This window comes from Pseudomonas crudilactis, from assembly GCF_013433315.1.
Lineage (GTDB): Bacteria > Pseudomonadota > Gammaproteobacteria > Pseudomonadales > Pseudomonadaceae > Aquipseudomonas > Aquipseudomonas crudilactis.
Map to the genome: position 1 here is coordinate 206668 of NZ_WXVV01000007.1, position 24149 is coordinate 230816.

Annotated in this window: 27 protein-coding genes; 14 read left to right on the forward strand and 13 right to left on the reverse strand. The window is 58.9% G+C overall.

The window, feature by feature from the left end:
* Window positions 1-55: 55 nt before the first annotated feature.
* The gene (locus GTU76_RS10260) at window positions 56-934 is read right to left on the reverse strand and encodes a queuosine precursor transporter (RefSeq protein ID WP_123535988.1); all 879 of its coding nucleotides are present in this window, start codon (window positions 932-934) and stop codon (window positions 56-58) included.
* Window positions 918-1523, reverse strand: a complete 606-nt coding sequence (locus GTU76_RS10265; protein WP_180698577.1) for a helix-turn-helix transcriptional regulator — start codon at window positions 1521-1523, stop codon at window positions 918-920. Before GTU76_RS10265 ends, GTU76_RS10260 begins: the two co-directional genes overlap by 17 nt.
* 532 nt (window positions 1524-2055) lie before the next feature.
* On the opposite strand from GTU76_RS10265, the gene GTU76_RS10270 reads away from it, so the two are divergent.
* Complete coding sequence (locus tag GTU76_RS10270) at window positions 2056-3405, forward strand: serine hydroxymethyltransferase (protein WP_180698558.1); 1350 nt, start codon at window positions 2056-2058, stop codon at window positions 3403-3405.
* Window positions 3406-3473: 68 nt separating this feature from the next.
* Here the strand turns inward: GTU76_RS10270 and GTU76_RS10275 are convergent, their stop codons facing one another.
* Entirely contained in the window at window positions 3474-4892 is a 1419-nt protein-coding gene (locus tag GTU76_RS10275; RefSeq protein ID WP_180698559.1) for an amino acid permease, read from the reverse strand.
* A gap of 893 nt (window positions 4893-5785) precedes the next feature.
* Between GTU76_RS10275 and GTU76_RS10280 the strand changes: the two genes are divergently transcribed.
* The gene (locus GTU76_RS10280; protein ID WP_003222780.1) at window positions 5786-5923 is read left to right on the forward strand and encodes a hypothetical protein; all 138 of its coding nucleotides are present in this window, start codon (window positions 5786-5788) and stop codon (window positions 5921-5923) included.
* 71 nt (window positions 5924-5994) lie between these two features.
* A complete protein-coding gene (locus GTU76_RS10285; protein ID WP_180698560.1) occupies window positions 5995-6960 on the forward strand; it encodes a M29 family metallopeptidase in 966 nt (321 codons plus the stop codon).
* A 218-nt stretch (window positions 6961-7178) separates the two neighbouring features.
* Here GTU76_RS10285 and rluB read toward each other — a convergent pair whose 3' ends face one another.
* The 6 genes from rluB to GTU76_RS10315 all read right to left on the reverse strand — a co-directional run bounded on the left by rluB (window position 7179) and on the right by GTU76_RS10315 (window position 12210).
* Window positions 7179-8402, reverse strand: coding sequence for a 23S rRNA pseudouridine(2605) synthase RluB (gene rluB, locus GTU76_RS10290; RefSeq protein ID WP_016987929.1), 1224 nt, complete (start codon window positions 8400-8402; stop codon window positions 7179-7181).
* A gap of 143 nt (window positions 8403-8545) precedes the next feature.
* Complete coding sequence (locus GTU76_RS10295; protein ID WP_016987930.1) at window positions 8546-8737, reverse strand: DUF1289 domain-containing protein; 192 nt, start codon at window positions 8735-8737, stop codon at window positions 8546-8548.
* Between the two features lie 143 nt (window positions 8738-8880).
* Window positions 8881-9870: an SMC-Scp complex subunit ScpB gene (scpB, locus tag GTU76_RS10300; RefSeq protein ID WP_180698561.1), complete on the reverse strand. Its 990-nt coding sequence runs from the start codon at window positions 9868-9870 to the stop codon at window positions 8881-8883.
* An 11-nt stretch (window positions 9871-9881) separates the two neighbouring features.
* The gene (locus GTU76_RS10305) at window positions 9882-10580 is read right to left on the reverse strand and encodes a segregation and condensation protein A (RefSeq protein WP_172828192.1); all 699 of its coding nucleotides are present in this window, start codon (window positions 10578-10580) and stop codon (window positions 9882-9884) included.
* Between the two features lie 123 nt (window positions 10581-10703).
* Window positions 10704-11333 carry an L-threonylcarbamoyladenylate synthase gene (locus GTU76_RS10310; RefSeq protein ID WP_038363745.1) on the reverse strand — a complete coding sequence of 210 codons (630 nt, stop codon included), beginning with the start codon at window positions 11331-11333 and terminating at the stop codon, window positions 10704-10706.
* Window positions 11334-11346: 13 nt separating this feature from the next.
* The gene (locus GTU76_RS10315; RefSeq protein ID WP_180698562.1) at window positions 11347-12210 is read right to left on the reverse strand and encodes a PHP domain-containing protein; all 864 of its coding nucleotides are present in this window, start codon (window positions 12208-12210) and stop codon (window positions 11347-11349) included.
* An 87-nt stretch (window positions 12211-12297) separates the two neighbouring features.
* On the opposite strand from GTU76_RS10315, the gene GTU76_RS10320 reads away from it, so the two are divergent.
* The 6 genes from GTU76_RS10320 (at window position 12298) to GTU76_RS10345 (ending at window position 16535) form a co-directional block, all read left to right on the forward strand.
* A complete protein-coding gene (locus tag GTU76_RS10320) occupies window positions 12298-12897 on the forward strand; it encodes a septation protein A (protein WP_007919675.1) in 600 nt (199 codons plus the stop codon).
* A 1-nt stretch (window position 12898) separates the two neighbouring features.
* Window positions 12899-13198, forward strand: a complete 300-nt coding sequence (locus tag GTU76_RS10325; protein WP_016987935.1) for a YciI family protein — start codon at window positions 12899-12901, stop codon at window positions 13196-13198.
* Between the two features lie 150 nt (window positions 13199-13348).
* Window positions 13349-13759: an SH3 domain-containing protein gene (locus GTU76_RS10330; RefSeq protein ID WP_016987936.1), complete on the forward strand. Its 411-nt coding sequence runs from the start codon at window positions 13349-13351 to the stop codon at window positions 13757-13759.
* 7 nt (window positions 13760-13766) lie between these two features.
* Window positions 13767-14444, forward strand: a complete 678-nt coding sequence (locus GTU76_RS10335; RefSeq protein WP_016987937.1) for a response regulator transcription factor — start codon at window positions 13767-13769, stop codon at window positions 14442-14444.
* A gap of 125 nt (window positions 14445-14569) precedes the next feature.
* A complete protein-coding gene (locus tag GTU76_RS10340) occupies window positions 14570-15019 on the forward strand; it encodes a Spy/CpxP family protein refolding chaperone (protein WP_016987938.1) in 450 nt (149 codons plus the stop codon).
* Window positions 15020-15194: 175 nt separating this feature from the next.
* Complete coding sequence (locus tag GTU76_RS10345) at window positions 15195-16535, forward strand: ATP-binding protein (RefSeq protein WP_180698563.1); 1341 nt, start codon at window positions 15195-15197, stop codon at window positions 16533-16535.
* Window positions 16536-16780: 245 nt separating this feature from the next.
* Here the strand turns inward: GTU76_RS10345 and GTU76_RS10350 are convergent, their stop codons facing one another.
* Entirely contained in the window at window positions 16781-17347 is a 567-nt protein-coding gene (locus GTU76_RS10350; RefSeq protein WP_180698564.1) for a nitroreductase family protein, read from the reverse strand.
* Between the two features lie 121 nt (window positions 17348-17468).
* Here GTU76_RS10350 and GTU76_RS10355 point away from each other — a divergent pair, with 121 nt between their 5' ends.
* Entirely contained in the window at window positions 17469-18923 is a 1455-nt protein-coding gene (locus tag GTU76_RS10355; protein WP_016984216.1) for a TrkH family potassium uptake protein, read from the forward strand.
* Here the strand turns inward: GTU76_RS10355 and GTU76_RS10360 are convergent.
* The gene (locus GTU76_RS10360) at window positions 18880-19941 is read right to left on the reverse strand and encodes an AraC family transcriptional regulator (RefSeq protein WP_016984215.1); all 1062 of its coding nucleotides are present in this window, start codon (window positions 19939-19941) and stop codon (window positions 18880-18882) included. The genes GTU76_RS10355 and GTU76_RS10360 overlap by 44 nt on opposite strands.
* 164 nt (window positions 19942-20105) lie before the next feature.
* On the opposite strand from GTU76_RS10360, the gene GTU76_RS10365 reads away from it, so the two are divergent.
* Window positions 20106-20417 carry an Mpo1-like protein gene (locus GTU76_RS10365; RefSeq protein WP_016984214.1) on the forward strand — a complete coding sequence of 104 codons (312 nt, stop codon included), beginning with the start codon at window positions 20106-20108 and terminating at the stop codon, window positions 20415-20417.
* A gap of 14 nt (window positions 20418-20431) precedes the next feature.
* Window positions 20432-21022 (forward strand): HD domain-containing protein, encoded by a 591-nt coding sequence (locus tag GTU76_RS10370; protein WP_150692154.1) that lies wholly within the window; start codon window positions 20432-20434, stop codon window positions 21020-21022.
* A 116-nt stretch (window positions 21023-21138) separates the two neighbouring features.
* Here the strand turns inward: GTU76_RS10370 and GTU76_RS10375 are convergent, their stop codons facing one another.
* Window positions 21139-21954, reverse strand: coding sequence for a UDP-2,3-diacylglucosamine diphosphatase (locus GTU76_RS10375; protein WP_095122780.1), 816 nt, complete (start codon window positions 21952-21954; stop codon window positions 21139-21141).
* 135 nt (window positions 21955-22089) lie between these two features.
* Between GTU76_RS10375 and GTU76_RS10380 the strand changes: the two genes are divergently transcribed.
* The gene (locus GTU76_RS10380) at window positions 22090-22854 is read left to right on the forward strand and encodes a helix-turn-helix transcriptional regulator (RefSeq protein WP_180698565.1); all 765 of its coding nucleotides are present in this window, start codon (window positions 22090-22092) and stop codon (window positions 22852-22854) included.
* A gap of 116 nt (window positions 22855-22970) precedes the next feature.
* A complete protein-coding gene (locus GTU76_RS10385) occupies window positions 22971-23861 on the forward strand; it encodes a DMT family transporter (RefSeq protein WP_175555038.1) in 891 nt (296 codons plus the stop codon).
* Here GTU76_RS10385 and GTU76_RS10390 read toward each other — a convergent pair.
* A complete protein-coding gene (locus GTU76_RS10390; RefSeq protein WP_016984210.1) occupies window positions 23855-24142 on the reverse strand; it encodes an Rdx family protein in 288 nt (95 codons plus the stop codon). The genes GTU76_RS10385 and GTU76_RS10390 overlap by 7 nt on opposite strands.
* Window positions 24143-24149 lie beyond the last annotated feature (7 nt).

Below are 24149 nucleotides of genomic sequence, written 5' to 3' on the forward strand. Positions count from 1 at the left end.
AAGCGCTCACTCAAGCATGTTGGCAACAACGTGCCGAGTGAGCGCCCTCCTCTGCTTACTGCGTTTGCGCACCCGTCAGGTACTTCTTGAACAATGATCTTGCGCCGTAGGCCGGCAAGATATTGAAGAATGCAAAACCTACCTTGATTGCGATCTGAACGTAGATCATGCCCAGTATCGCGCTGTTTTCCATCGTCCCGTAAAAGGCGATGTAGCAGAACAGAAAGCTGTCGATGATCACGGCAAACAATGTGCTTAAAAACACTCGCAAAAACAGAAACCTGGAATTTGTGAGTTCTTTGATTTTGCACAACAGGTACGAGTTTATATTCTCTGAAACCAGGAACGATACAGAAGACGCTACAAGGACTGCGGACAACTGACTGATAACATCGTTATAAGCGCCATCGAGTTTCCAGCCCGGCAGACCCGGAAGATGGGTAGTGATAGCCAACAGAATGATAATCGCGGCGTTGCTGATGAACGCGAACAGGATCGCTTTTCGCGCGAGCCTCAGGCCAAACGTTTCGTTGAGCAAGTCGACGATCAGAAACGTCAGCGGATAGAGGAACGTGCCCGGCGTTACGACAATATCGAAATACTCGAGGTAGATCGGTTTTGTCGCAGCAATACTGGTGAAAATGTAGAGCGTGAACAGCATCAGGTTCAGGATGATGTAGATCATCCAGGAACTCTCATGACGGTCATTTATTTCGTAAGCCGTGAGTGCTCCGCCCTGGGAGTAAAACTTCTTGTAGAGGTTTTTCACTTCGATTTTATTCAGATTATCCATAATCTCACTATTCAACACTTCACTTAGCTTTATTTTAATTATCTTGCCTGTCGCAATGACCATGATAACGGCCAGGCTTTTTCCATTTTCGAACCCCAGCAACTTGTACTTGCTGTTTTCAACGTCAACACTGCAATCCATTAAATCGTTCCTCGATTACATCTCCGATCACGCATACACGATCCGTATCAAAGCTGCCTTCATGGCTTATAGATAACTTCGCTGTGATTTTGTCATACACCAGCTTTTCCCTGTCGCTGGTCGATGCTCCTTTCTGCACGATCAACAGATCGCCGGGTTCATTCAGGCCGCTGATTTCGTTTTCCAGAAGCACGCCAATCAGGTTAAAGGACGCGCCAAAGTAGTAAGTCAGTGGATGAATCGTGGCCAACTCGCCAATTCTTTTATCCAGACTTTGCAGCAGCATACTTTCCTTGATAACAGGCACCGCCGCTGGATTCATATTCCCCTGTGGCGAAATACTGCTTTCGATGATTTCCTTTTCTTCAAAATCAATCGTCTCTATTTCTTCGTAAGACACCCCGAAGAAATCAGAAATCTTGCGCACAGTGGACTGCTGGACATTGACCACCTTGCCTTCAAGAATGTTATAGATGGTCGTGCGGGTCAAACCACTGGAGTGACACAAGGACAACTGCGTCTCCCCGCGACTCTTTATCAGGTATTTGATGTTGTTCTTCAGATTCTCCGATCTTTCTCTTCTGTGCATCACATGCTTATCATCCATTTTTAACTGCAATCAATGTCACGTCCCGAATGATCATTCCGGACATACACAAGTGAGGTAGGAAATTGCAGTTATATCCCTGTCAGTGCCGCGCAGGATCATAGCATTCTCCCTCCCTGGGTTCGGTATAAAAAGTCAGCTTTCACAGGCTGCTTTCGCCAACGTGCGGGGGTCATTTCAGCCTCCGTACGGACTCGTCAGTTCCTTTCGACTTCCATCCTAGGCCGGAAAATCGGCACCGGGCAATGCCTGTTTTACACCCGACGCGACCACAAAAAGAATCATTTTCTTTGAAGAATGTTCATTTTTTTGATTAATTCTGTGGCGTTCCTCACTGAAAAATTTATGATGCGTCAATCCGGCGTCGCATTCTCGAGAGTGAAAGAACGAAAAACCGGGAGGCCTGTACAGGGTTTAGTTTTGCGCGCACAGCGGTCAAAACACGGATTCGCCTGTACAGATCTGGCAAGCAAGGACATGCGCAAATCACGCAAAACCAGGGAAGGAATAAGCAATGGCAGTCATTACTGAACCACTCAAGAACCAGGCTGACTTGCTGCGACGCGGTCTGGCAGATCTCCGCGCAGAAGACGCCGAACTGGCGGCCATTCTCGACGCTGAAGTCACGCGTCAACAGCACACGCTTTCACTGGTCTCGTCCTCCTGCGCAGTCCAGCCGCGAACCTTGGCGGCCTCCGCTTCCGTGCTGGTCAACGTGACCGCAGAAGGCATGTCCGGCAAGCGTCACAGCGCTGGGTGCGAGAATGTCGAGCTGGTCGAATCGCTGGCCATCCGCCGGGCGCGGCAACTGTTCGGCGCGCAATACGCCAACGTGCAACCACACTCAGCGTCGAACGCCGTTTACCAAGTGCTCACAGCTTTGCTAGAGCCGGGCGATACCTTGCTGGGCATGGCGGTGGAACACGGCGGTCATCTCACGCATGGCAGCCTCGCCACGTTTTCCGGCGCCTACTACAAGGCGATCCAGTACGGCACGACAGCAGACGGCCTGATCGATTACGACAAGGTTCGCCTGCTCGCACTCGCCCATCGCCCACGCGTCATCCTCTGCGGCGCCACCGCCTATTCACGCGTGGTGGACTTCCAGCGGTTTCGCGAAATTGCCGATGAAGCCGGGACTATCCTGCTCGCCGACATTTCGCATATCGCCGGGCTCGTCGCCACCGGGCGCCATCCAAGTCCGATCGACGCCGCCCACGTCACCGTCACGTGCACGCACAAGCAACTCGCCGGGCCTCGCGGTGGCGTGATTCTCAGCGGTGCTGATGCGAACACCAAGATTCCCGGTTTGCGGACCACCTTCAGTCGCCTGCTTGATCAAGCCGTTTACCCGCGAATGCAGGGCGCGCCTGCTGCCAACATGATCGCTGCGAAGGCTGCCGCGCTGGGTTATGCAATGTCCGCAGCATTCGACGCCTGCATGGCGCAGGTCCGCAGTACGGCGGATGAAATGGCCAAAGCGTTTCAGGCCAAGGATTATGAAGTGGTTGGCGGCTGCAGTGAAAACCACACGGTGCTGGTTCGCTTGCGGGGTGGCATCACGGGCGCTATCGCGGAGGCGGCGCTGGGACACTGCGGGATCATCGTCAACAAACATCGCGTACCCGACGATCCCCGTTCGGCACTGGTTACCAGCGGGCTGCGTATCGGCACTGCTGCTCTGGCGCAACGCCGGGTCGATGTCCTCGGCAGCCGCCAGATCGTCGATTTGATCGTGCGGATTCTGAACACGGTGGCGCCGCTCGGCGAACAGGATTACACCCTGGAACCGCTGCTCCTCACGCAGTTTCGCTCAGAGGTCGAAACCCTGTGCAGGGACTATCCTGTCGCCGACTATCAATAGCGTTCCAACATTTGCAGCCATAAAAAAACCCGGCACTCAGGCCGGGTTTTGCGTTTCTGCGTCAGCGCTTACTTGGCAGCACCTGCCGCGTGCACGGCCTGCTGCGCGCCGCGCTTGTTCTTGATCACGTAGCAGGCCCACATGAACACGACCCACACCGGAATCGCATACACCGAGATCTGAATGCCCGGGATCAGCAGCATCACGCCGAGGATGAACGCAACAAACGCCAGGCAAATGTAGTTGCCGTACGGGTACCACAGCGCCTTGAACAGCGGCGTCTGCTGGGTCTTGTTCATGTGCTGACGGAACTTGAAGTGCGAGAAGCTGATCATCGCCCAGTTGATCACCAGCGTTGCAACCACCAGCGACATCAGCAGTTCCAGCGCGTGTTGCGGGATCAGGTAGTTCAGCAGCACAGCGACCAGCGTCACCGCCGCCGAAGCCAGAATCGAACGCACCGGCACGCCACGCTTGTCGATCTTCGCCAGACCTTTCGGCGCATCGCCCTGCTCGGCCATGCCCAGCAGCATGCGGCTGTTGCAGTAGGTGCCGCTGTTGTACACCGACAACGCGGCGGTCAGCACCACAAAGTTGAGGATGTGCGCGGCGGTGTTGCTGCCGAGCATCGAGAACACTTGCACGAACGGGCTGCCGCTGTACGAATCGCCAGACGCGTTGAGGGTTGCCAGCAGGCTGTCCCATGGGGTCAGCGACAGCAGGATCACCAGTGCACCGATGTAGAAAATCAGGATCCGGTAGATCACCTGGTTGATCGCTTTCGGGATCACGGTTTTCGGCTTGTCGGCTTCAGCGGCGGTAAAACCGAGCATTTCCAGACCGCCGAAGGAAAACATGATGATCGCCATGGCCATCACCAGACCGCTGACGCCGTTCGGGAAGAAACCACCGTGGGACCACAGGTTTGTCACCGAAGCCTGCGGGCCGCCGTTGCCGCTGACCAGCAGGTAGCTGCCGAGCGCAATCATGCCGACGATCGCCACGACCTTGATGATCGCGAACCAGAATTCGGCTTCACCGAAGACTTTGACGTTGGCCAGGTTGATCGCGTTGATCAGCACGAAGAAGGCTGCCGCAGAGACCCAGGTCGGGATGTCCGGCGCCCAGTAGTGGATGTATTTGCCGACTGCGGTCAGCTCCGACATGCCCACCAGAATGTACAGAATCCAGCAGTTCCAGCCCGACAGGAAACCGGCAAAACCGCCCCAGTACTTGTGCGCGAAATGGCTGAAGGAACCGGCCACCGGCTCTTCGACAATCATCTCGCCGAGCTGGCGCATGATCATGAAGGCGATGAAGCCGCAGATGGCGTAGCCGAGGATCATCGACGGGCCGGCGGATTTCAGTACCCCGGCCGAGCCGAGGAACAATCCGGTACCGATCGCGCCACCGAGGGCGATCAGTTGAATATGGCGATTTTTCAGGCCGCGTTTCAGCTCGCCTGATTGCGAGGGTTGTCCACTCATGAAAAAGGTCTCACGCAAGGTTTGATGATGTTCAGTAGACGTTGCTGCCAGGTTGCGATTTCAGGCAGCCCCGATCAAACCCCAGCGCAGGCACCAGGAGTTCAGCTTATTTACAACGGTCATGCGTCACCTGTTTGTTTTTATCTGTGACGAAATCGAACCCGAAACGCTTGTGGCGCCACGGAGTGAACAAGGCGGATAGCCTTGAGATTTGCGCGATTACGCAGAGGGTCACAGTTAAAACGCGGCGCATTGTACACCGCTAACCCCCTGCTGCCAGACCCCGCTGGATCAGCGTGATGGTTGCCGGGATTGCGTGTGTCCGCCTCGAGATACTCGAGCGGCTGCAAAAATTGAGTCAGGCCTTTGCAGGCCATCGGCGTGGACGAGGAAAAAACCGTCCCACGTAGAGAGGTGGAGATCAGTCACGGCGTTCATTGCGCCTCCTTCTTGTTATGCACCTGCACGACAGGCATGGGGCGCATCTCACCCTGCAAACGCCGCTGAAACAAGCGCGCCAGAGCCTTGCGCAACGCCCGGCCGACCAGGCTTCGGCAGCTTTTCCTTACAGCCCCCATAGAGGGTGGTATTCACTCGGTTTTCCCGGCTTTTTCGTAAACATTTCTTTACGACGCGTAACGCAGAGTTTCCATTTCAGAAAATTCTGTCGGACGTCTGCAAATTGACGGTCGCTAGCTTGCTAATGAAAACCACGACTTAGTTTTTTGTTTTCAAATAAGAAAAACCCAGTGAAAAAACAGAATAAAAAGTCTATTTAAAAATTAAATGAATAATTTTTTGCATTACAAAAAACCCTGAACTAGGTTCTTCACGTCTTGCCGGCCACCTCGACCGGCCAGTCACAACCGTGAAAGTCATCTAGGAGATCGACCATGCAAGCACTGGAAAAAGACTTGGATACCGAACTGCAACTGGACGAATGGTTTGAAGCACCGACCCACGAGGCGGCTGTAGAAATGATGCAAGCCGATGCGGTAGTTCCGTTCGGCACGGCGATGTGGCCTCTGTAAGACATCACCGGGCAGGCACGATCCGGCCGGTCGTGCCTGCCGCTTTCTTCACGGTCAGTCAGGGAGGACTCATGGATAAGCCCCGCGCGATCTCGCATTTCCTTTACTACCTCGAACACCACCCTGCCCTTGCCGGCATCGACTCGGCGAAGGTGTTGCTCGGCCACACGGCTGATTACGAAGCGCTGACCGGCGCCATCGCCGAACAGGCTGGCGATCATCCACGCTTCACGTTCAGCGCCCGACGTCTGGACCTGGAGAGCACCGCAGCGCTGACCTCGGCAATCACCGACAGCGATCTGTACATTTTCTTCTACGACTCTTCCACCCTGCCCAACCCACGCCCTGATGGCCCGGAGTTCGTCCGTACATTGCAAGGCGTGATGGCGGAAAACTGGAAGAAGTCGCTGCTGTTCAAGGACTACGGCGAGTATTTCTACGACACCTTCAGCGTCACTCCACAGCGGATTGCCGGCCTGAACAGCCACTTGATCCAGCGCATGTCCCAAGCCACGACCCTGAGTTTCAAAGACGACGACGGCTCATGGTTTGAAACACCGCTGAGCAGCATCAAGAAGTGGACCGACATCAACGGCGTCGGCAACTTCGACCTCGCCCCCGGCGAAATCGCCACGCACAGCGAAGCCATCAACGGCCATGTGAAATTCAAGGGCACATTCCTCAGCACCATCCCGTTTGCGCGCAAGTACGGCGTGCTGGAGTCGCCGCTGGAGTTATGGATCGAGAACTCGACCATCAGCCGCATCGCCACCGAGGTGCCGGGGCTGGAGCATGATTTCAACAAGTACCTGGATGCGAATCCGTCGAACCGGCGGATTGAAGAGTTGGGAATTGGCACCAATGAAGGTGTGAAGAACTTGTATGCGCGCAATGCCGGATTTGAAGAGCGGCATTGTGGGTTGCACCTTGGCTTGGGCGGTGGCGCCAAGGGTAGTCATCACCTGGATCTGATCTTTTCTGGCGGGGTGTTGGCGCTGGATGACAAGCCGGTGTTTGATGGGCGGTTTGTGTTCTAGCCCCAAGATTTCTTTATTGAAGCTACCGGCCCTTTCGCGAGCAAGCTCGCTCCCACAGGGGATTTGTGTACGACATAGCTCCAATGTGGGAGCGAGCTTGCTCGCGAAGAGGCCCTACCAGGCGCTACATACCGTTCACCAGACGAAAAAAAACGCCAACCCTGAGGTTGGCGTTTCTGCTTTGGCTTGAAGCTTGCCGCTAGAAGCTCACAGCTGCCTTATTCCGGCTTCTTGCGACCAAACCCCGGACGCTGACCGGAACCGGCCGGTGCACCACGACGCTTGCCCGACGGTTTGTCGCCGTCAACCAGCTTGATCCCCGGACGCTTCGGTGCAGGCTTGGCCGGGCGCTTGTTGGTGGTGTCTGCTGGACGATCCGCTACTGGCGTACCACGACCGCTCGGAGCACCACGCTCGCCGCGCTCAGTGCGACCGTTGGCCGGACGCGGAGCGCGCTCGCCGTCACGGGCGGCAACTGGCTTGCGACCTGGGCGCTCGCCTTCGATCTGCGGCTCACGGCTTGGACGTGGGCCGGTCGGCGCGCCAGCGGCTGGACGCAGCGTACGTACGCGCTCGGTCTTGCCCATCGGACGCGACGATTTGCGCTGCATGCGCTCAAGCTTGTCTTTGCTCTTGGCGTTCAGCTGCGGCATCGCTACTGGCGTCAGGCCGACTTCAGCACTGAGAATGTCGACTTCGTACTGGCTCATTTCGCGCCAGCGGCCCATCGGCAGGTCGGAGTTGAGGAACACCGGACCGAAACGCACGCGCTTCAGACGGCTGACCACCAGACCTTGCGATTCCCACAGGCGACGAACCTCACGGTTACGGCCTTCCATCACCACGCAGTGATACCAGTGGTTGAAGCCTTCGCCGCCCGGTGCCTGTTTGATGTCGGTGAACTTGGCCGGGCCGTCTTCCAGCACCACGCCAGCTTTGAGACGCTCGATCATTTCGTCGTCGACTTCACCGCGTACACGCACGGCGTACTCACGGTCCATCTCGTAGGACGGGTGCATCAGGCGGTTGGCCAACTCACCGTCGGTGGTGAACATCAGCAGACCGGTGGTGTTGATGTCGAGACGACCGATGTTGATCCAGCGGCCTTCTTTCGGACGCGGCAGCTTGTCGAACACGGTCGGACGGCCTTCCGGGTCGTCACGGGTGCAGATCTCGCCATCGGGTTTGTTGTACATGATCACGCGGCGTACCGATTCGGCCGCCTCTTCGCGTTTGATCACCTTGCCATCAATGGTGATGGCGTCGTGCATGTCGACGCGCAGACCGAGGGTGGCGTCTTTGCCATTGACCTTGATCCGGCCTTGGCTGATCCAGGACTCCACGTCACGGCGCGAGCCGACGCCGATACGGGCGAGGACTTTCTGCAGCTTTTCGCCTGCGGGGCCAATTTCCTGGTCGTCTTTCTGAATGATGTCGCTCATCTGGGCACCTCCCGGTGTGGTCTGTTCAGGCGGTGCCTGAAGCATTGAAATCTGGGTTCTCGGCCGAAGGGATCGGCGAAGGGTCGCGAATCATACGCGGATGTGCGCCGTCGCGCATCAGAGACTAGCTGATCGATCGACAGTTATTTCTTTTTCCGCCGACCGGCGCCGCCAAGTTTGATCAGGCGCAGCGCGGCTTCGGCCAGTACGGTGCGCTTGTCGTCCTTGTCGAGTTTCTTCCAGGCCTTGATTTCGCGTTTGCTGCGGCCGCAGCCGAGGCAGATGTCTTCGGTGAATTTGCAGAGGCTGATGCACGGGTCTTTTGTTGAAGTCATCGCCATCTCCTGGCTTACGCTAAACCCTGTGGGAGCGAGCTTGCTCGCGAAGGCGGTATGTCAGATACATCATCTTTGAATGACACTCCGCTTTCGCGAGCAAGCTCGCTCCCACAGGGGCCGTCATTGTTCTCCGGATTCGGTCAGTCTTCGAATTCGCGGCGTTCGGCCTCGATCGCTTCGGCCAAGGCGCGGGCTTCGGCTTCTTCTTCGCTTAGCTCCGGCACTGGCGCCGGTTGTTCGAGGGCGGCGACGGCGGCCAACAGCTTCTCGCGGGCTTCGGCGACGCCAAGAATGTCCTCTTCCGGTTCGGCTTCTGGCTCGGCTTCAAGTTCAACTTCGATGGTTGGCTCGGCGATCTGCGGCTCAGGCTCAGTCTCGGTTTCTGCATCAACCGTCGGCACTTCACCATCCACCGCATCCCGCAGCAAATCATCGAAATCGGTCTTGATCCCCTCCTCCATGCTGTCCAGTTCCAGTAACAGCGTATGGAAACTGGTCTCTTCCTTCTCCTCCTCCGGCTCGGCGCTGGCGTCGGCCAGTTCCTGCAAGCCCTGCGGAACCGGGGCGTCGTCAAAATCGAGCACCGGGTCGGTTTCCATTTCGCGCAGTTCAGCCAGCGGCGGCAGGTCTTCGAGGTTCTTCAGGTTGAAGTGATCGAGAAAACCCTTGGTGGTGGCAAACATCGCCGGTTTGCCCGGCACGTCGCGGTAACCCACAACACGAATCCACTCCCGCTCCAGCAAGGTTTTGACGATGTTGCTGTTCACCGCCACGCCACGCACGTCTTCGATCTCGCCCCGAGTAATCGGCTGGCGGTAGGCGATCAGCGCGATGGTTTCCAACAGCGCACGGGAATAACGCTGCGGGCGCTCTTCCCACAAGCGGCCAACCCACGGCGAAAACTTCTCGCGGATCTGCAAACGATAGCCCGACGAGACTTCCTTGAGCTCGAACGCGCGGCCCTCGCAGGACTTGCCCAACAGGGTCAGGGCTTTCTTGAAGACCGCTGGCTCGGGCCGCTCGCCCTCTTCAAACAGTTCAAACAGGCGCTCAAGGGATTGCGGCTTTCCCGAGGCCAACAGAAAGGCTTCAAGCAGGGGTGCCAGCTCGCGGGGTTCAGTCAGGTTCATGTTTCGACTCGTTATTCGGCTCGGGCTCGCACGTGGATCGCGGCGAACGGCTCATTCTGCACCAGCTCGACCAAGGATTCCTTGACCAGTTCAAGGATCGCCATAAAGGTCACCACCACACCCAACCGGCCCTCTTCGGCGGTGAACAGCTCGACGAACGGCACAAAACCGCCGCCCTTGAGCCGTTCCAGCACATCGCTCATGCGCTCGCGGGTGGACAGTGCCTCGCGGCTGACCTGGTGGCTTTCAAACATATCGCCACGGCGCAGCACTTCGGCCATGCACATCAAAATCTCTTCCAGCGCGACATCCGGCAACAGCTTGCGCGCGCGGGCTTCCGGGGCGTCGAGCTTGGGCACGATAACGTCGCGGCCAACCCGGCTCAAGCCGTCGATGCCTTCGGCAGCAGCCTTGAAACGCTCGTATTCCTGCAAGCGGCGGATCAGTTCGGCGCGCGGATCGTCTTCTTCGTCTTCGACAGTTTCGGCGCGCGGCAGGAGCATGCGCGACTTGATCTCGGCGAGCATCGCGGCCATCACCAGATACTCGGCGGCCAGCTCCAGACGCACCGACTGCATCAACTCGACATAACCCATGTACTGGCGGGTGATTTCCGCTACCGGGATGTCGAGGATGTTGATGTTCTGTTTGCGGATCAGGTACAGCAGCAGGTCGAGCGGGCCTTCAAACGCTTCAAGAAAGACTTCCAGCGCATCCGGCGGGATGTACAGGTCGAGCGGCATTTCCATGACCGCCTGGCCATAGACCATGGCAAACGGCAGCTCTTGCTGAGCACCGGCCTGGGGATCGACAACGGTTTCCACTGCGGACATTCAGGCCTCGACCATGAACGGCGTCGGATCGCCGCAACCGACGCGGACCACTTCCGGGTCGTCGCCAGTCAAGTCGATCACCGTGGAGGCCTTGATGCCGCCGAAGCCGCCGTCGACGATCAAGTCCACCTGATGTTCGAGCAACTGACGCATCTCGTAAGGATCGCTGAGCGGGTCTTCATCGCCGGGCATGATCAGGGTCACGCTCATCAGCGGCTCGCCCAGTTCGGCCAGCAGCGCCAGCGCAATCGGATGGCTCGGCACGCGCAAGCCGATGGTGCGCTTCTTCGGATGCAACAACAGACGCGGCACTTCGCGGGTGGCGTTGAGAATGAAGGTGTAAGGCCCCGGCAGGTGCGCCTTGAGAATGCGGAAGGTGCCGGTGTCGATCTTGGCGTAGTTGCCCAGTTGCGACAGGTCGCTGCAGATCAGCGCAAAGTTGTGCTTTTCATCGAGCTGACGCAGGCGACGAACACGCTCGATCGCGGTTTTATCGCCGATCTGGCAACCGATCGCATAGGAAGAGTCCGTGGGATAAACCACCACCCCGCCCTTGCGGATGATCTCGACCGCCTGTTTTATCAGGCGCGCTTGCGGGTTTTCCGGATGTATCTGGAAAAATTGACTCACATTCTCTACCTGTTCAGACGGCGGCAATATCTGTGTCATGTTTGAACCGACACCACAGGGGTGGAAGGTCCTCGGGAACCGGCCGGTACTGGCCGATCTCGGACCAGCCGCCAGGGCCATGGAAGTCACTGCCGGCGGTGACCAGCAGACCGAACTCACGGGCAAGGATTGCCAGGCTGCCGACCTGTTCCGCAGGCTGATGGCCATTGACCACCTCGATTGCATGCCCGCCTGCTTGAATATAGTCGGCAATCAGCTTTCGGCGCTTGCTACGGGTGAAATCGTAGTGCCACGGATGCGCCAGGCTGACCCAGGCCCCGGCGGCCCGCAGTGTGCCAACGGTGTCTTCCAGCGTCGGCCAGTGCAACTTGACGTCACCCAGCTTGCCGGCGCCAAGCCATTTGCGGAATGCCTCGGCGCGATCCTTTACAAACCCTTCACGCACCATCCAGTCGGCGAAATGCGGACGGGCCGGGGCGTTGCCGCTGTCGCCCAGTTCCTGCTGGATTTTCCGGGCGCCTTCGAGGGCACCGGGCATGCCTTTAAGGGCGAGCTTGCGGCTTATTTCTTCCGACCGCAGCCAGCGGCCATCGTGCAACTTGGCGATGGCCTCGACCAACGGCGCGGCGTTGACGTCGAAACCGTAGCCCAACACATGAATGGTCGCGCCGCCCCAGGTACAGGACAATTCGACGCCGTTGACCAGTTGCATGCCCAACTCATTGGCAGCCACACGCGCTTCGGCGAGGCCTTCGAGGGTGTCGTGGTCGGTCAACGACAGGACTCGCACGCCGTTCTCGAACGCACGCGCAACCAGAACCGCAGGCGCCAGGGCGCCATCGGAGGCCGTGCTATGGCAGTGCAAATCAACATTCACGGGGAGTTGTAACCTCAAATCAGCTGGCGCTATCGCGCGCCCATATGTTTGTTATTATGCCGCCACATCCAGCTTCTGGCTCTCACTGTGAAACAATTCATCGATTTCATCCCGCTTCTGCTGTTCTTCATCGTTTACAAACTTGATCCACGGGTCGTCGACATCGCTGGCCATGAAGTCACTGTAGGCGGTATTTACAGCGCCACGGCGATGCTGATCATCAGTTCCCTGGTGGTGTACGGCGCGTTGTTCATCAAACAGCGCAAGCTGGAAAAGAGCCAATGGCTGACCCTGATCGCCTGCCTGGTGTTCGGCAGCCTGACGCTGGCCTTCCACAGCGAGACCTTCCTGAAATGGAAAGCGCCGGTGGTCAACTGGCTGTTCGCCGTCGCCTTCATCGGCAGTCACTTCATCGGTGACCGTCTGCTGATCAAACGCATCATGGGCCACGCGCTGACTCTGCCGGACCCGGTCTGGACCCGCCTGAACATCGCCTGGATTGCATTTTTCCTGTTCTGCGGCGCTGCCAACCTGTTCGTCGCCTTCACCTTCCAGAGCTACTGGGTGGACTTCAAGGTGTTCGGCAGCCTGGGCATGACCCTGGTATTCCTGGTCGCACAGGGCATTTACCTGTCGCGTCACCTGCACGATGCCGATACCACAACAACACCAAAAACCGAGGACTGACATGCTCTACGCCATCATTGCCACCGACGTCGCCAACTCGCTGGAAGCACGCCTGGCCGCCCGCCCTGCGCATCTGGAACGCCTGCAAGCGCTCAAGGGCGAAGGCCGCATCGTACTGGCCGGCCCACACCCGGCCGTCGACAGCAATGATCCGGGTGCAGCGGGTTTCACCGGCAGCCTGATCGTCGCCGAATTCGATTCGCTGAGTGCCGCACAGGCCTGGGCTGACGCCGATCCGTACATTGCCGCCGGCGTCTACGCCAACGTGATCGTCAAGCCGTTCAAGCAAGTCCTGCCTTGAAAGTCCTGTGATGAGGGGATTTCTCCCCTCATCACCCGCGACATTGCCGCTGACACTGAACCTTCCTGGTTCCTGCTGCTCTCAATCGCTCATTATTCTCGTTTGCCTGCCGACAACCTGCCCAATATCCATTTGGAAACAGGTGTCGCGATGCGCAAGGGTCCGTTGTGTCTGATGTTGGTCACGTTGTCGATCATGGCCCCCGCCCATGGTGAGGAAACCACCGAAAGCGGCAGCTCCACGCCATTGTCGTTAAGCGCCGGCAGCCAGATCACCGAGTTGCAGCAGCGCCTCAAGGCCAGCGAGCAGCAGCGGGAAGAACTGAGCAAACAACTGCAAAATGCCGACAACACCCGTGAAAGCGTCCAGCTCGCCCGGTTGCGCCAGGAGAACCAGCGTCTCAAGCTGCAACTCAAGGAAGCCCAGGCCAGCCCACTGCCGCGTCTGTTGACCGAACAACAGCAGTGGTTCGTTACGGGCGCCGGAGTAGCGCTATTAGCGCTGCTCTGCGGTATCTTTGCCAGTGGTGCAAGCCGAAAACGTCGGCAATGGCTAAATTGAGTGAGTCATGAGCGAGCTGTTACTGATTGATGATGACCAGGAGTTGTGCGAACTCCTGAGTAGCTGGCTGAGCCAGGAAGGCTTCCATGTGCGCGCCTGCCATGACGGCCAGAGCGCCCGCAAGGCGTTGGCCGAAACAGCCCCGGCGGCAGTGGTGCTGGACGTGATGCTGCCCGATGGCAGTGGTCTGGAACTGCTCAAGCAATTGCGCAACGACCACGCCGACCTGCCGGTGCTGATGCTCTCGGCCCGTGGCGAGCCGCTGGATCGCATCCTCGGCCTGGAACTGGGTGCCGACGATTACCTGGCCAAACCTTGTGATCCGCGCGAACTGACTGCGCGCCTGCGCGCGGTGTTGCGCCGCAGTCACCCGGCGGCCGTGTCGACGCAACTTGAATTGGGCGACCTGAGTTTCAGCCCGGTGCGTGGTGTGGTCAGCATCGACGAAAAAGAACTGACCCTCACCGTCTCCGAAAGCCGTCTGCTCGAAGCCCTGCTCAAGCAGCCTGGCGAGCCGCTGGACAAACAGGAACTGGCGCAGCTCGCCCTCGGCCGCAAGCTGACCCTGTACGACCGCAGCCTCGACATGCATGTCAGCAACCTGCGCAAAAAGATCGGCCCGCATCCGGACGGCCGCCCGCGCATCGTCGCCCTGCGCAGTCGCGGTTACTTCTATAGCCTGTAGGTTTTGTCAGGTCAGCGCTTGAGCGTCTTTACCGAAGCTTTACGCAGCGCTGACCGCCGCTGACCTTGATCTCCGTAATCTGTACTCATCCGGAACGTACCGGGAACGAGACAAGGAGATACACCATGCGCAAGACTCTTATCGCTCTGATGTTCGCTGCCGCTCTGCCAACCGTCGCCATGGCCATGCCGCAAGATGGCGGCCCGATGGGTGGCCCGCTTGACGGCCCACGCCACGGCGGTCAGATGCACGGCATGCACGGCAAAGGCCCGTACAGCCAACTCGACCTGTCCCGCGAACAACGCGAGCAGATCCGCAAGATCATGGGCGAGCAGATGCACGAGCGTAAGCAAGTGGTCGACAAGTACCTGGAAAAACTCTCGCCGGCTGACCAGAAAGCCATGAAGGACGAGATGGCGGCCAACCACAAGAAAGCCGAAACCGATGTCCGCGCCGTGTTGAAACCGGATCAACAGAAGAAATTCGACGAGATCCAGAAGAAGCAAGCCGAACGTCGCGCCGAATGGGCCGAGTTCAAGGCGTGGAAAGCGCAACAGGCGCAAAAGGCGCAATAATGATCTAACTTCAGGCCCGACGGCTCACCCCGTCGGGCCTGTTTTCACCCGTTGAACTGTGGGAGCGAGCTTGCTCGCGAATGCGGTGTATCAGACGCAGAAATGTTGACTGACACACCGCATTCGCGAGCAAGCTCGCTCCCACATGGGTTCTGCATTGCTTTGAGGATTTTCTGTGCGTTCATTGTTCTGGCGTATTCTCGCGAGCTTCTGGCTGGCCATCGCTCTGGTGGCCGGGTTGTCCATTCTGCTCGGGCATATGCTCAACCAGGACGCGTGGATCCTCAGCCGCCATCCAGGTCTCAACACCCTTGCCGGCGAATGGACGCAAACCTATGAAGCCCAGGGTGAAGAAGCCGCCCAGGACATTCTCGAACAGCGCAAACGCCAATATCACATCGACGTTCAGGTGCTCAACGAATCCGGCGACCCGGTAGTGCGCGGCACCTTCCCGCGCCGCGCCGCCGCTTTTGAGGCACGCCAGAACAACGATGACCGCCGCCTGCCATGGCGTCGCCTCACCGACGAATTCACCAGCGAAAAAACCGGTGACACCTACCTGTTCATCTACCGCATCCCGCACCCGGAACTCGATTCCTGGCACCGCGAAAGTCTGCTTTGGCCACTGAGCGCGCTGGGCATCGCGCTGGTGGTGCTGACGCTGTTCAGCCTGCTGGTGACCTTCTCCATCACCCGCCCGCTCAGCCGTTTGCGCGGCGCGGTGCATGATCTGGGGCAGACCACCTATCAGCAGAACAGCCTGGCGAAACTGGCCAACCGTCGCGATGAATTCGGCGTGCTCGCCAATGACTTCAACCGCATGGGCGCGCGTTTGCAGAGCCTGATCGGCAGTCAGCGGCAGCTGTTGCGCGACGTGTCTCACGAATTGCGCTCGCCGCTGGCGCGGTTGCGCATTGCCTTGGCACTGGCGGAACGGGCCAACCCCGAAGAACGCGAGAAACTCTGGCCACGGCTGACCCGTGAATGTGATCGGCTAGAAGCGTTGATCAGTGAAATTCTGGTATTGGCGCGAGTCGATGCTGACAATGCCAGTGCTGAAGAGGTGGATTTGAATGCACTTCTCGGCACGCTACAGAAAGACGCGAAGCTTGCATCCCCCGAGCAGATTGTCCGTCTCGATGCCGAACCGCAGTTGAACCTCAAGGGCTGGCCGACCATGATCGAGCGCGCCGTCGATAATCTGCTGCGCAATGCCCAGCGCTTCAACCCGGAGGGGCAGGCGATTGAAATGCAAGCCTCACGTCAGGGTGAAAAAATTGTCGTGAGTGTGCGCGATCATGGGCCGGGGGTGCAGGCCGAACATTTGAGTCAGTTGGGCGAGCCGTTTTATCGGGCGCCGGGGCAGACAGCGGCGGGGCATGGTTTGGGGCTGGCGATTGCGCGGCGAGCGGCGGAACGGCATGGCGGCAGTTTGACGCTGGCCAATCATCCGCAGGGTGGGTTTGTTGCGAGTCTTGAATTGCCGCTTGTACCCGGCGCCGTCGTCCAACCCTGAAAGCCCCCTCACCCCAGCCCTCTCCCGGAGGGAGAGGGAGCCGACCGAGTTGTCTTGCGTCAGACATCGACCTGAAACACCGCGTTGATTATGGATTCTGAATCCGTAATCAACTCTGTATTCGAATTGAACCGAAGTCGATTCTGGATTCCACGAAGATCGCCCACGTCGGCGTACTTCTACAGCATCCCCCAATCAGTCCCCTCTCCCCCCGGGAGAGGGTTAGGGTGAGGGGCTTTTGATCTTCAGGCCTGACCGGGCCAGGCACTAACAAACTCAGCCAGATCAACCTTCTCCGCCACACGCGGTTCCTTCTGCGGCGTGCCAAGGTAAAGAAACGCAATCACCTCTTCACCTTCCGCCAGCCCCAAACCTTTGGCTACGTGCTGCGAATAAGCCAGATCCCCCGTGCGCCAAACCGCACCAATCCCCTGCGCATACGCCGCCAGCAAAATCCCGTGCGCCGCACACCCGGCCGCCAGCAACTGCTCAGCCTTCGGATATTTAACGTGCTCCTGCAATTTAGCGATCACCACAACCACCAGCGGTGCACGTAGCGGGCCGTTGCGGGCCTTGTCGATCATCGCTTCGGTGACTTCGCCTTCCTGCATCTGTGCAGCCTCGGCCAGCAACTCGCCCATCTGCTCGCGCGCTGCGCCTTCGACGGTCAGAAAGCGATACGGCTGCAAATGCCCGTGATCCGGCGCGCGCAACGCTGCGCCAAACAGGGCTTCGCGCTGCTCGGCAGTGGGGGCCGGTTCGACCAGTCGTGGAACGGAAACACGGTTGAGCAACGCGTCGAGAGCCTGCATCGGCCACCTCCTGAAAAATATGTGCGGCTATTCTAGCTTTATCTGTACACAGGATGCCGGTTTACATGCCCTGCCCCACGGGTAGAATGGCGCCCTTCTCACATCAGCCCGAGCGGACTTCATGGCGTTGCCGACCTTACGGATCATTGGTTTCATTATCGGCATCTTCCTGATCACCCTGGCCGTGGCCATGGTCGTGCCGATGGCCACCCTGGTGATTTTCGAACGCACCAGCGACCTGCCGTCGTTCCTCTGGGCGAGCATGATCACCTTCGTCGCCGGCCTCGCACTAGTGATTCCCGGCCGCCCGGAGCACATTCACCTTCGCCCGCGCGACATGTACCTGTTGACTGTCAGCAGTTGGCTGGTGGTGTGCATTTTCGCCGCGCTGCCGTTTCTGCTGACCCAGCACATCAGCTACACCGACTCGTTTTTCGAAAGTATGTCGGGCATCACCGCGACAGGCTCGACCGTGCTCAATCATCTCGACGACATGTCTCCCGGCATCCTGATGTGGCGCTCGTTGCTGCACTGGATCGGCGGTATCGGCTTTATCGGTATGGCGGTAGCGATTCTGCCGCTGCTGCGTATCGGTGGCATGCGCCTGTTCCAGACCGAATCCTCGGACCGCTCGGAAAAGGTCATGCCGCGCTCGCACATGGTGGCGCGGTTGATTGTGGCCGCATACGTCGGCATCACCATCCTCGGCAGCCTCGCGTTCTGGTGGGCCGGGATGAGCCCGTTCGACGCGATCAACCATGCAATGTCGGCAATTTCCACCGGTGGTTTCTCGACCTCCGACCAATCCCTGGCCAAGTGGACGCAACCAGCGGTGCACTGGGTGGCGGTGGTCATCATGATTCTTGGCAGCCTGCCGTTCACTCTGTACGTGGCGACCTTGCGCGGCAATCGTAAGGCGCTGATCAAGGATCAACAGGTGCAGGGTTTGCTCGGGATGCTGCTGGTGACCTGGCTGGTGCTCGGCACCTGGTACTGGTGGACGACCAACCTGCACTGGCTGGACGCCTTGCGTCATGTCGCGTTGAACGTGACCTCGGTGGTCACCACTACCGGCTTCGCCCTCGGCGACTACAGCCTGTGGGGCAACTTCTCGCTAATGCTGTTTTTCTATCTGGGCTTTGTCGGCGGTTGTTCCGGTTCGACGGCTGGCGGGATCAAGATTTTCCGGTTCCAGGTCGCCTACATACTGCTCAAGGCCAACCTTAATCAGTTGATTCACCCACGCGCGGTGATCAAACAGAAGTACAACGGCCATCGCCTCGACGAAGAAATCGTCCGATCGATTCTGACTTTTTCGTTCTTCTTCGCCATCACCATCTGCGTGATCGCCCTGTTGCTGTCGCTGCTCGGCGTCGACTGGATGACTGCGCTGACCGGCGCCGCCAGTACCGTGTCCGGCGTCGGCCCGGGCCTTGGCGAAACCATTGGCCCGGCGGGCAACTTCGCCACCCTGCCGGACGCGGCCAAGTGGATCCTGTCGTTCGGCATGCTGCTCGGCCGACTGGAGATCATTACGGTGTTTGTGCTGTGTATTCCGGCCTTTTGGCGTCATTGATCGCACTCGGCGCCTGCAACAACCGCGTCCGGTAATCGCCGGGCGTGGTATCGAACCAGCGGCGGAACGCACGAAAGAAGTTGCTCGGGTCGGCGAAACCCAACAGATAGGCAATCTCCAGCAAGGTCATGCTTGGTTGCGCCAGATACTGCTCGGCCAGTTCACGGCGGGTGTCATCGAGCAACTGCTGAAAACTCGTGCCCTCCTCCTGCAAGCGGCGCTGCAAGGTACGCTGCGACAAATGCAGGGTCTGCGCCACGGTATCGCGCTTCGGTTCGCCTTGTGGCAACAACCGGCACAGCACCTGTCGCGCCTTGTGGGTCACACGACTTTCGGAAAACCGCGCCAGATATTCCCCGGCAAACCGGTCATGCAACAGCGCCATCGCCTCGTTGGCGGTGGGCAGCGGCGCCTCCATGTCGGCGCGTTCGAAGATCAGCGCATCGTACGGCGCATTGAACACCAACGGCGCGTGGAAGGCTTGTTTGTAGGGTTGCAGATTTTCCGGCTGATCACCCTGCACCAGCACTTTGACCGGATGCAGCGTGCGCCCGGTCAGCCAGCCGCACAGGCCCAGCGCACAGGCCAGCGAGGCTTCGGCGCTTTGCCGGGTCGGCGGCAGATGGTCGCCGTGTACGGTCAGAATCAGCGCGTAACCTTCTTCCAGCAGACGGAAGCTCAGGTCGGCACTTTCGGCGATGATCCGCTGATAGCGCACCAGTCGCTGGAAGCCTTCGGCCAGAGTATTGCTCGACATCAATGCGTAGCCGGCGACATGAAACGACGCCGGTCGCACCACTTTGCCCATGTTCAGGCCGATCGCCGGATTGCCGGACAGCTCGACCGCCCGTTGCCACAGGCGAGTCATGGAATCTTGCGGGAAACGCGCATCCGGATCATCCAGAGCCGTGTAATCAAGCCCCAGTTGCTTGAACAGAACCCGGCAATCCAGGCCGTCCATCTCCAATGCTTTGACAATCCCCATCGCCCAGCTTGCAGAAGTCGTTCGTTCGCTCATGGCGTTTTTCTTTTACATGAGGGGCCGCATGTTACGGCCTGATTTGCGAAGGATACTAAAGTGGCGCCGATTGTCACTGGCCCACGCCAATGATCACTCTAGACTCAAATAAGCTACCCGCAGAACAACTCGTCGCCAGAACAATAACCACAGAGAACGCGGTCGTGGAAAACATCAAGCATTTCAGCAGCTTCGCTGAGTTCTATCCGTATTACCTCAGCGAACACAGCAACAGCACCTGCCGGCGCCTGCATTTCATCGGCACCTCGCTGGTGATTTTCATTCTCGCGATAACCATCGCCAACGGCGCCTGGCTGCTGTTGTTGGCGCTGCCGCCGGCCGGCTACGGCTTCGCCTGGGTTGGCCACTTCTTCTTTGAAAAGAACCGACCGGCAACTTTTCAGCATCCGCTGTACAGCCTGCTCGGCGACTTTGTCATGTACCGCGACATGATCCTCGGTCGCGTGGCGTTCTGAATGAGGGTCAGCCAATGAATGCCAATGCCCGCTTCACCCATATGAAGGACGGCACGCAGGAAGATTGGGCGATCATCGCCGCTGACTTCAGTGCCTACGCCAAACAGTTGCCCTCACGGATCCTGACGCACCTGAAATTGCTCGAAGGCGACTTCGGCGGCTTTCCGGTGGATCGCCTGACCCACTCGCTGCAAACCGCCACCCGTGCGTTTCGTGATGGTCGCGACGAGGAATACGTGGTCTGCGCCTTGCTGCATGACATTGGCGACACCTTGGGTTCGTACAACCATCCGGACATTGCTGCGGCGATTCTCAAGCCGTTCGTCAGTGCCGAGAATCTGTGGATGGTCGAGAAGCATGGGGTATTTCAGGGTTACTACTTCTTTCATCATCTGGGTATGGATCGGCATCTGCGCGAGCAGTTCGCCGGTCATCCGCAGTATCAAGCGACTGCCGAGTTCTGTGCCAAATACGATGCGGCGGCGTTTGATCCTGACTATGACACGCTGCCGTTGAGCTTCTTTGAGCCGATGATGGAGCGGTTGTTTGCGCAGCCGAAGAACTCGATTTACAAAGCCGCGATGGAAGAACACTCGCCAGCGTAATCATCCTCGGGAACCGCTGCGCGGTTCATCGCGAGCAGGCTCACTCCTACAGTTGAAATGCGTACCCCTGTAGGAGTGAGCCTGCTCGCGATGAGGCCCTCTCAATCACCAGAGCATTAGGCGAGTTCGGCGACTTTGGCCGCCTTTAGCTCCGCCTCCCGCGCCTGCGCATCCGCCAGCCGATACAACTCGATCGTACCGTCCCAATGCTCGATCAACGCGGTGCACGACTCCACCCAATCACCGCAATTAAGGTAATCGACCTCGCCCACCTTGCGGATTTCGGCATGGTGAATGTGCCCGCACACCACACCATGCAACTCGCGCTTCACACACTCGTGGGCAATGGCTTCTTCAAAATCACTGATGAAACTCACCGCCGTCTTAACCTTGTGTTTCAGGTACGCCGAGAGTGACCAGTAACCGTAGCCATACCGCGCCCGCCAATGGTTGAGCCAGCGGTTGAGGGTCAGGGTGAATTCGTAGGCGGAGTCGCCGAGGAAGGCCAGCCAGCGGTGATAACGGGTGATGACATCGAACTGATCGCCGTGAATCACCAGCAGATGCCGACCATCGGCGGTGACATGCACCGCCTCGTCGACCAACTGGATATTGCCCAGTATCAGCTTGGAATACCGACGCAGGAATTCGTCGTGATTACCGGTGACGTAAATCACCTCGGTGCCGCGCTTGCTCATGGTCAGCAAACGCCGGATCACGTTGGTATGCGCCTGCGGCCAGTACATACCGCCGCGCAGTTTCCAGCCGTCGATGATGTCGCCGACCAGGTAAATCCTGTCGGCATGGTAGCCCTTGAGAAATTGCGACAAGTGCTCGGCCTGACAATCTCGCGTGCCCAGGTGCACGTCGGAGATCCACAGGGTTCGCACCCGTTGTTTGCGACTGGGTCTGGCGAGCTCGGCGCTGGTCATGGGCAACCCTCTGCGATGTTTTCGCCACTCTGCGCCTGCCCGGTTAATCGACCATGACAGGCGTGAGTCAGTCCTGTGACAACGCATCCGGCGTGCGCCGGTGTAGACTGACGGCCACTTCGGAGACAACCTGCCATGCGACCGATCCTCACCCTGCGTCAGTACACCCACGACTTGATCGCGCATAGCCACGAGCACGCGCAATTGGTGTTCGGCCTGTCCGGTGCGCTGGATTTCGAGGTCGAGGGCTGTGGCAGTCAGGTGCGTCAGCAGAGTTTCGTAGTGATTCCGTCCGGCGCTCATCATGCCTGCGGCAGTCCCGACGGCAGCCGCTGTCTGGTCCTCGACATCCCTGAGGGGCAATGGGTGAAGGACTCGCTGGGTGAGCACGCCGAGGCCAGCCAACGCTTGCTCGACCTGCCGGCGCGACTGTCACTCGATGCGGGGCAAAGCCAGTTGGTCAGCTGGCTGGCGAACAGCCCGGTGAGCGATCCGTTGATCGCGCAGCAAGGCGCGGTATTGCTGCTGGCCAGTCTCAATCACACGCAACCTGGCGAACTCGTCGCACGTCGCCTGCCCTACGCCGCGCTGGATGCGCACATCGAGCAAAACGCCGCTTATCCGCTACAAGTCGCCGATCTGGCGCGCGTGGCCGGGTTGTCCAGCGCGCGCCTGCATGCACGGTTCATGGCCGAATGCGGGCAGACGCCGATGGATTACATCCGCAGTCGGCGCCTGCATCTGGCGGTGCAAATGCTGCGCGACACGGTTTTGCCAATGGGTGAAATTGCCAGTCGCGTCGGCTACAACTCGCAGAGTGCCTTCTCAGCTGCCGTCCTTCGTGAGTTCGGCTCATCACCCGGACAGCTTCGGCGCGATTCCTACGACAAAAGACGATAGTCTGCCGACAGACTTATTGGCCTCGACGCGCTTCAATACAGGAGCTGCCGCAGACGAACGATGTTCGTCTGCGGCAGCTCCTGTATTTGAATTATGTTTGAGATAGAAGGATTGCAATGACTCCGCGTACCGCCCTCGGCGCTCTGCATATCGGCGCCTTGATGTTTGGCCTGACCGGTGTGTTCGGCAAACTCGCTGCCGCCTCCCCCGCTGTGATTGTCTTCGGGCGCGCCGCTTTCGCTGTGCTCGCCCTGGCGTTCTTCGCCCGCTTCGCCAGCCAGAGCGGCTGGCAGAAACTGCAGGCCGTGGACTGGCGGCGTGTGGCCCTCAGCGGCGTGTTGCTGGCCGGGCACTGGGTGAGTTTCTTTCTGTCTGTGAAGATCGCCGGTGTCGCCATCGCAACATTGGGTTTTGCCAGTTTCCCGGCCTTCACGGTGATTCTCGAAGGGCTGATTTTCCGCGAACGCATCCGTGCCAATGAAATTCTGCTGGTGGTGTTGGTCAGCATTGGCCTGATTCTGGTGACCCCGGCCTTCGACCTGGGCAGCGGCGCGACCATCGGTTTGCTTTGGTCGGTGCTGTCGGGCCTGCTGTTCTCGCTGCTGTCGCTGACCAACCGCGCCAGCTCCGGACGCATCCCGGCGGTGCAGGCAGCGTTGTGTCAAAACGTCGTGGTGGCCCTGTGTCTGCTACCGGTCGCGGCGCCGCAACTGAGCGAAGTCCGGGCACTGGACTGGCTGTGGATCGCCCTGCTCGGGGTGTTCTGCACCGGCGTCGCGCACAGCCTGTTCGTCGCCAGTCTGGCGGTTATCAAGGCGCGCACGGCAGCGGTGGTGTTTGCGCTGGAGCCGGTCTACGGCATCACCGTCGCCTGGCTGCTGTTCAATGAAAACCCGACGCCGAAGATGCTGATTGGTGGCGCACTGATCATTGTTGCCATCGTCGTGTCAGCACGGATGTCCGGCCATGCCGACAAGAAAACCGCCGCCGAGGCCGCGTCTCACTGAGTGCGGTCGTTGTGGCCGAGGTCGCGCTCAGGATCGATCTGATCGCGAACTCGCTGCTTAAGCACCTTGGCTTCCGGGAAGCCGCCGTCCGCCTTGCGTTCCCAGATCTGCACGCCGGCGCAGGTAATCTGAAACACTCCGCCGGTGCCGGGCACCAACGAGACTTTGCCGAGGTCATCGGCAAAGGTGCTGAGCAGTTCCTGCGCCAGCCACGCGGCGCGCAGAAGCCACTGGCATTGGGTGCAATAGGTGATGACAACTTCTGCTTTTGCGACAGTCATGTTCGCT

Bases quoted from the DNA above. Each gene is read 5' to 3' on its own strand.
- GTU76_RS10380 (WP_180698565.1), top strand. From the start codon at position 22,090: ATGCGACCGATCCTCACCCTGCGTCAGTACACCCACGACTTGATCGCG.
- GTU76_RS10390 (WP_016984210.1), bottom strand. From the start codon at position 24,142: ATGACTGTCGCAAAAGCAGAAGTTGTCATCACCTATTGCACCCAATGC.
- GTU76_RS10285 (WP_180698560.1), top strand. From the start codon at position 5,995: ATGGATAAGCCCCGCGCGATCTCGCATTTCCTTTACTACCTCGAACAC.
- GTU76_RS10280 (WP_003222780.1), top strand. From the start codon at position 5,786: ATGCAAGCACTGGAAAAAGACTTGGATACCGAACTGCAACTGGACGAA.
- GTU76_RS10270 (WP_180698558.1), top strand. From the start codon at position 2,056: ATGGCAGTCATTACTGAACCACTCAAGAACCAGGCTGACTTGCTGCGA.
- GTU76_RS10370 (WP_150692154.1), top strand. From the start codon at position 20,432: ATGAATGCCAATGCCCGCTTCACCCATATGAAGGACGGCACGCAGGAA.
- GTU76_RS10295 (WP_016987930.1), bottom strand. From the start codon at position 8,737: ATGACTTCAACAAAAGACCCGTGCATCAGCCTCTGCAAATTCACCGAA.
- scpB (WP_180698561.1), bottom strand. From the start codon at position 9,870: ATGAACCTGACTGAACCCCGCGAGCTGGCACCCCTGCTTGAAGCCTTT.
- GTU76_RS10385 (WP_175555038.1), top strand. From the start codon at position 22,971: ATGACTCCGCGTACCGCCCTCGGCGCTCTGCATATCGGCGCCTTGATG.
- GTU76_RS10330 (WP_016987936.1), top strand. From the start codon at position 13,349: ATGCGCAAGGGTCCGTTGTGTCTGATGTTGGTCACGTTGTCGATCATG.
- rluB (WP_016987929.1), bottom strand. From the start codon at position 8,402: ATGAGCGACATCATTCAGAAAGACGACCAGGAAATTGGCCCCGCAGGC.
- GTU76_RS10375 (WP_095122780.1), bottom strand. From the start codon at position 21,954: ATGACCAGCGCCGAGCTCGCCAGACCCAGTCGCAAACAACGGGTGCGA.
- GTU76_RS10355 (WP_016984216.1), top strand. From the start codon at position 17,469: ATGGCGTTGCCGACCTTACGGATCATTGGTTTCATTATCGGCATCTTC.
- GTU76_RS10360 (WP_016984215.1), bottom strand. From the start codon at position 19,941: ATGAGCGAACGAACGACTTCTGCAAGCTGGGCGATGGGGATTGTCAAA.
- GTU76_RS10350 (WP_180698564.1), bottom strand. From the start codon at position 17,347: ATGCAGGCTCTCGACGCGTTGCTCAACCGTGTTTCCGTTCCACGACTG.
- GTU76_RS10275 (WP_180698559.1), bottom strand. From the start codon at position 4,892: ATGAGTGGACAACCCTCGCAATCAGGCGAGCTGAAACGCGGCCTGAAA.
- GTU76_RS10265 (WP_180698577.1), bottom strand. From the start codon at position 1,523: ATGCACAGAAGAGAAAGATCGGAGAATCTGAAGAACAACATCAAATAC.
- GTU76_RS10335 (WP_016987937.1), top strand. From the start codon at position 13,767: ATGAGCGAGCTGTTACTGATTGATGATGACCAGGAGTTGTGCGAACTC.
- GTU76_RS10325 (WP_016987935.1), top strand. From the start codon at position 12,899: ATGCTCTACGCCATCATTGCCACCGACGTCGCCAACTCGCTGGAAGCA.
- GTU76_RS10340 (WP_016987938.1), top strand. From the start codon at position 14,570: ATGCGCAAGACTCTTATCGCTCTGATGTTCGCTGCCGCTCTGCCAACC.
- GTU76_RS10260 (WP_123535988.1), bottom strand. From the start codon at position 934: ATGGATTGCAGTGTTGACGTTGAAAACAGCAAGTACAAGTTGCTGGGG.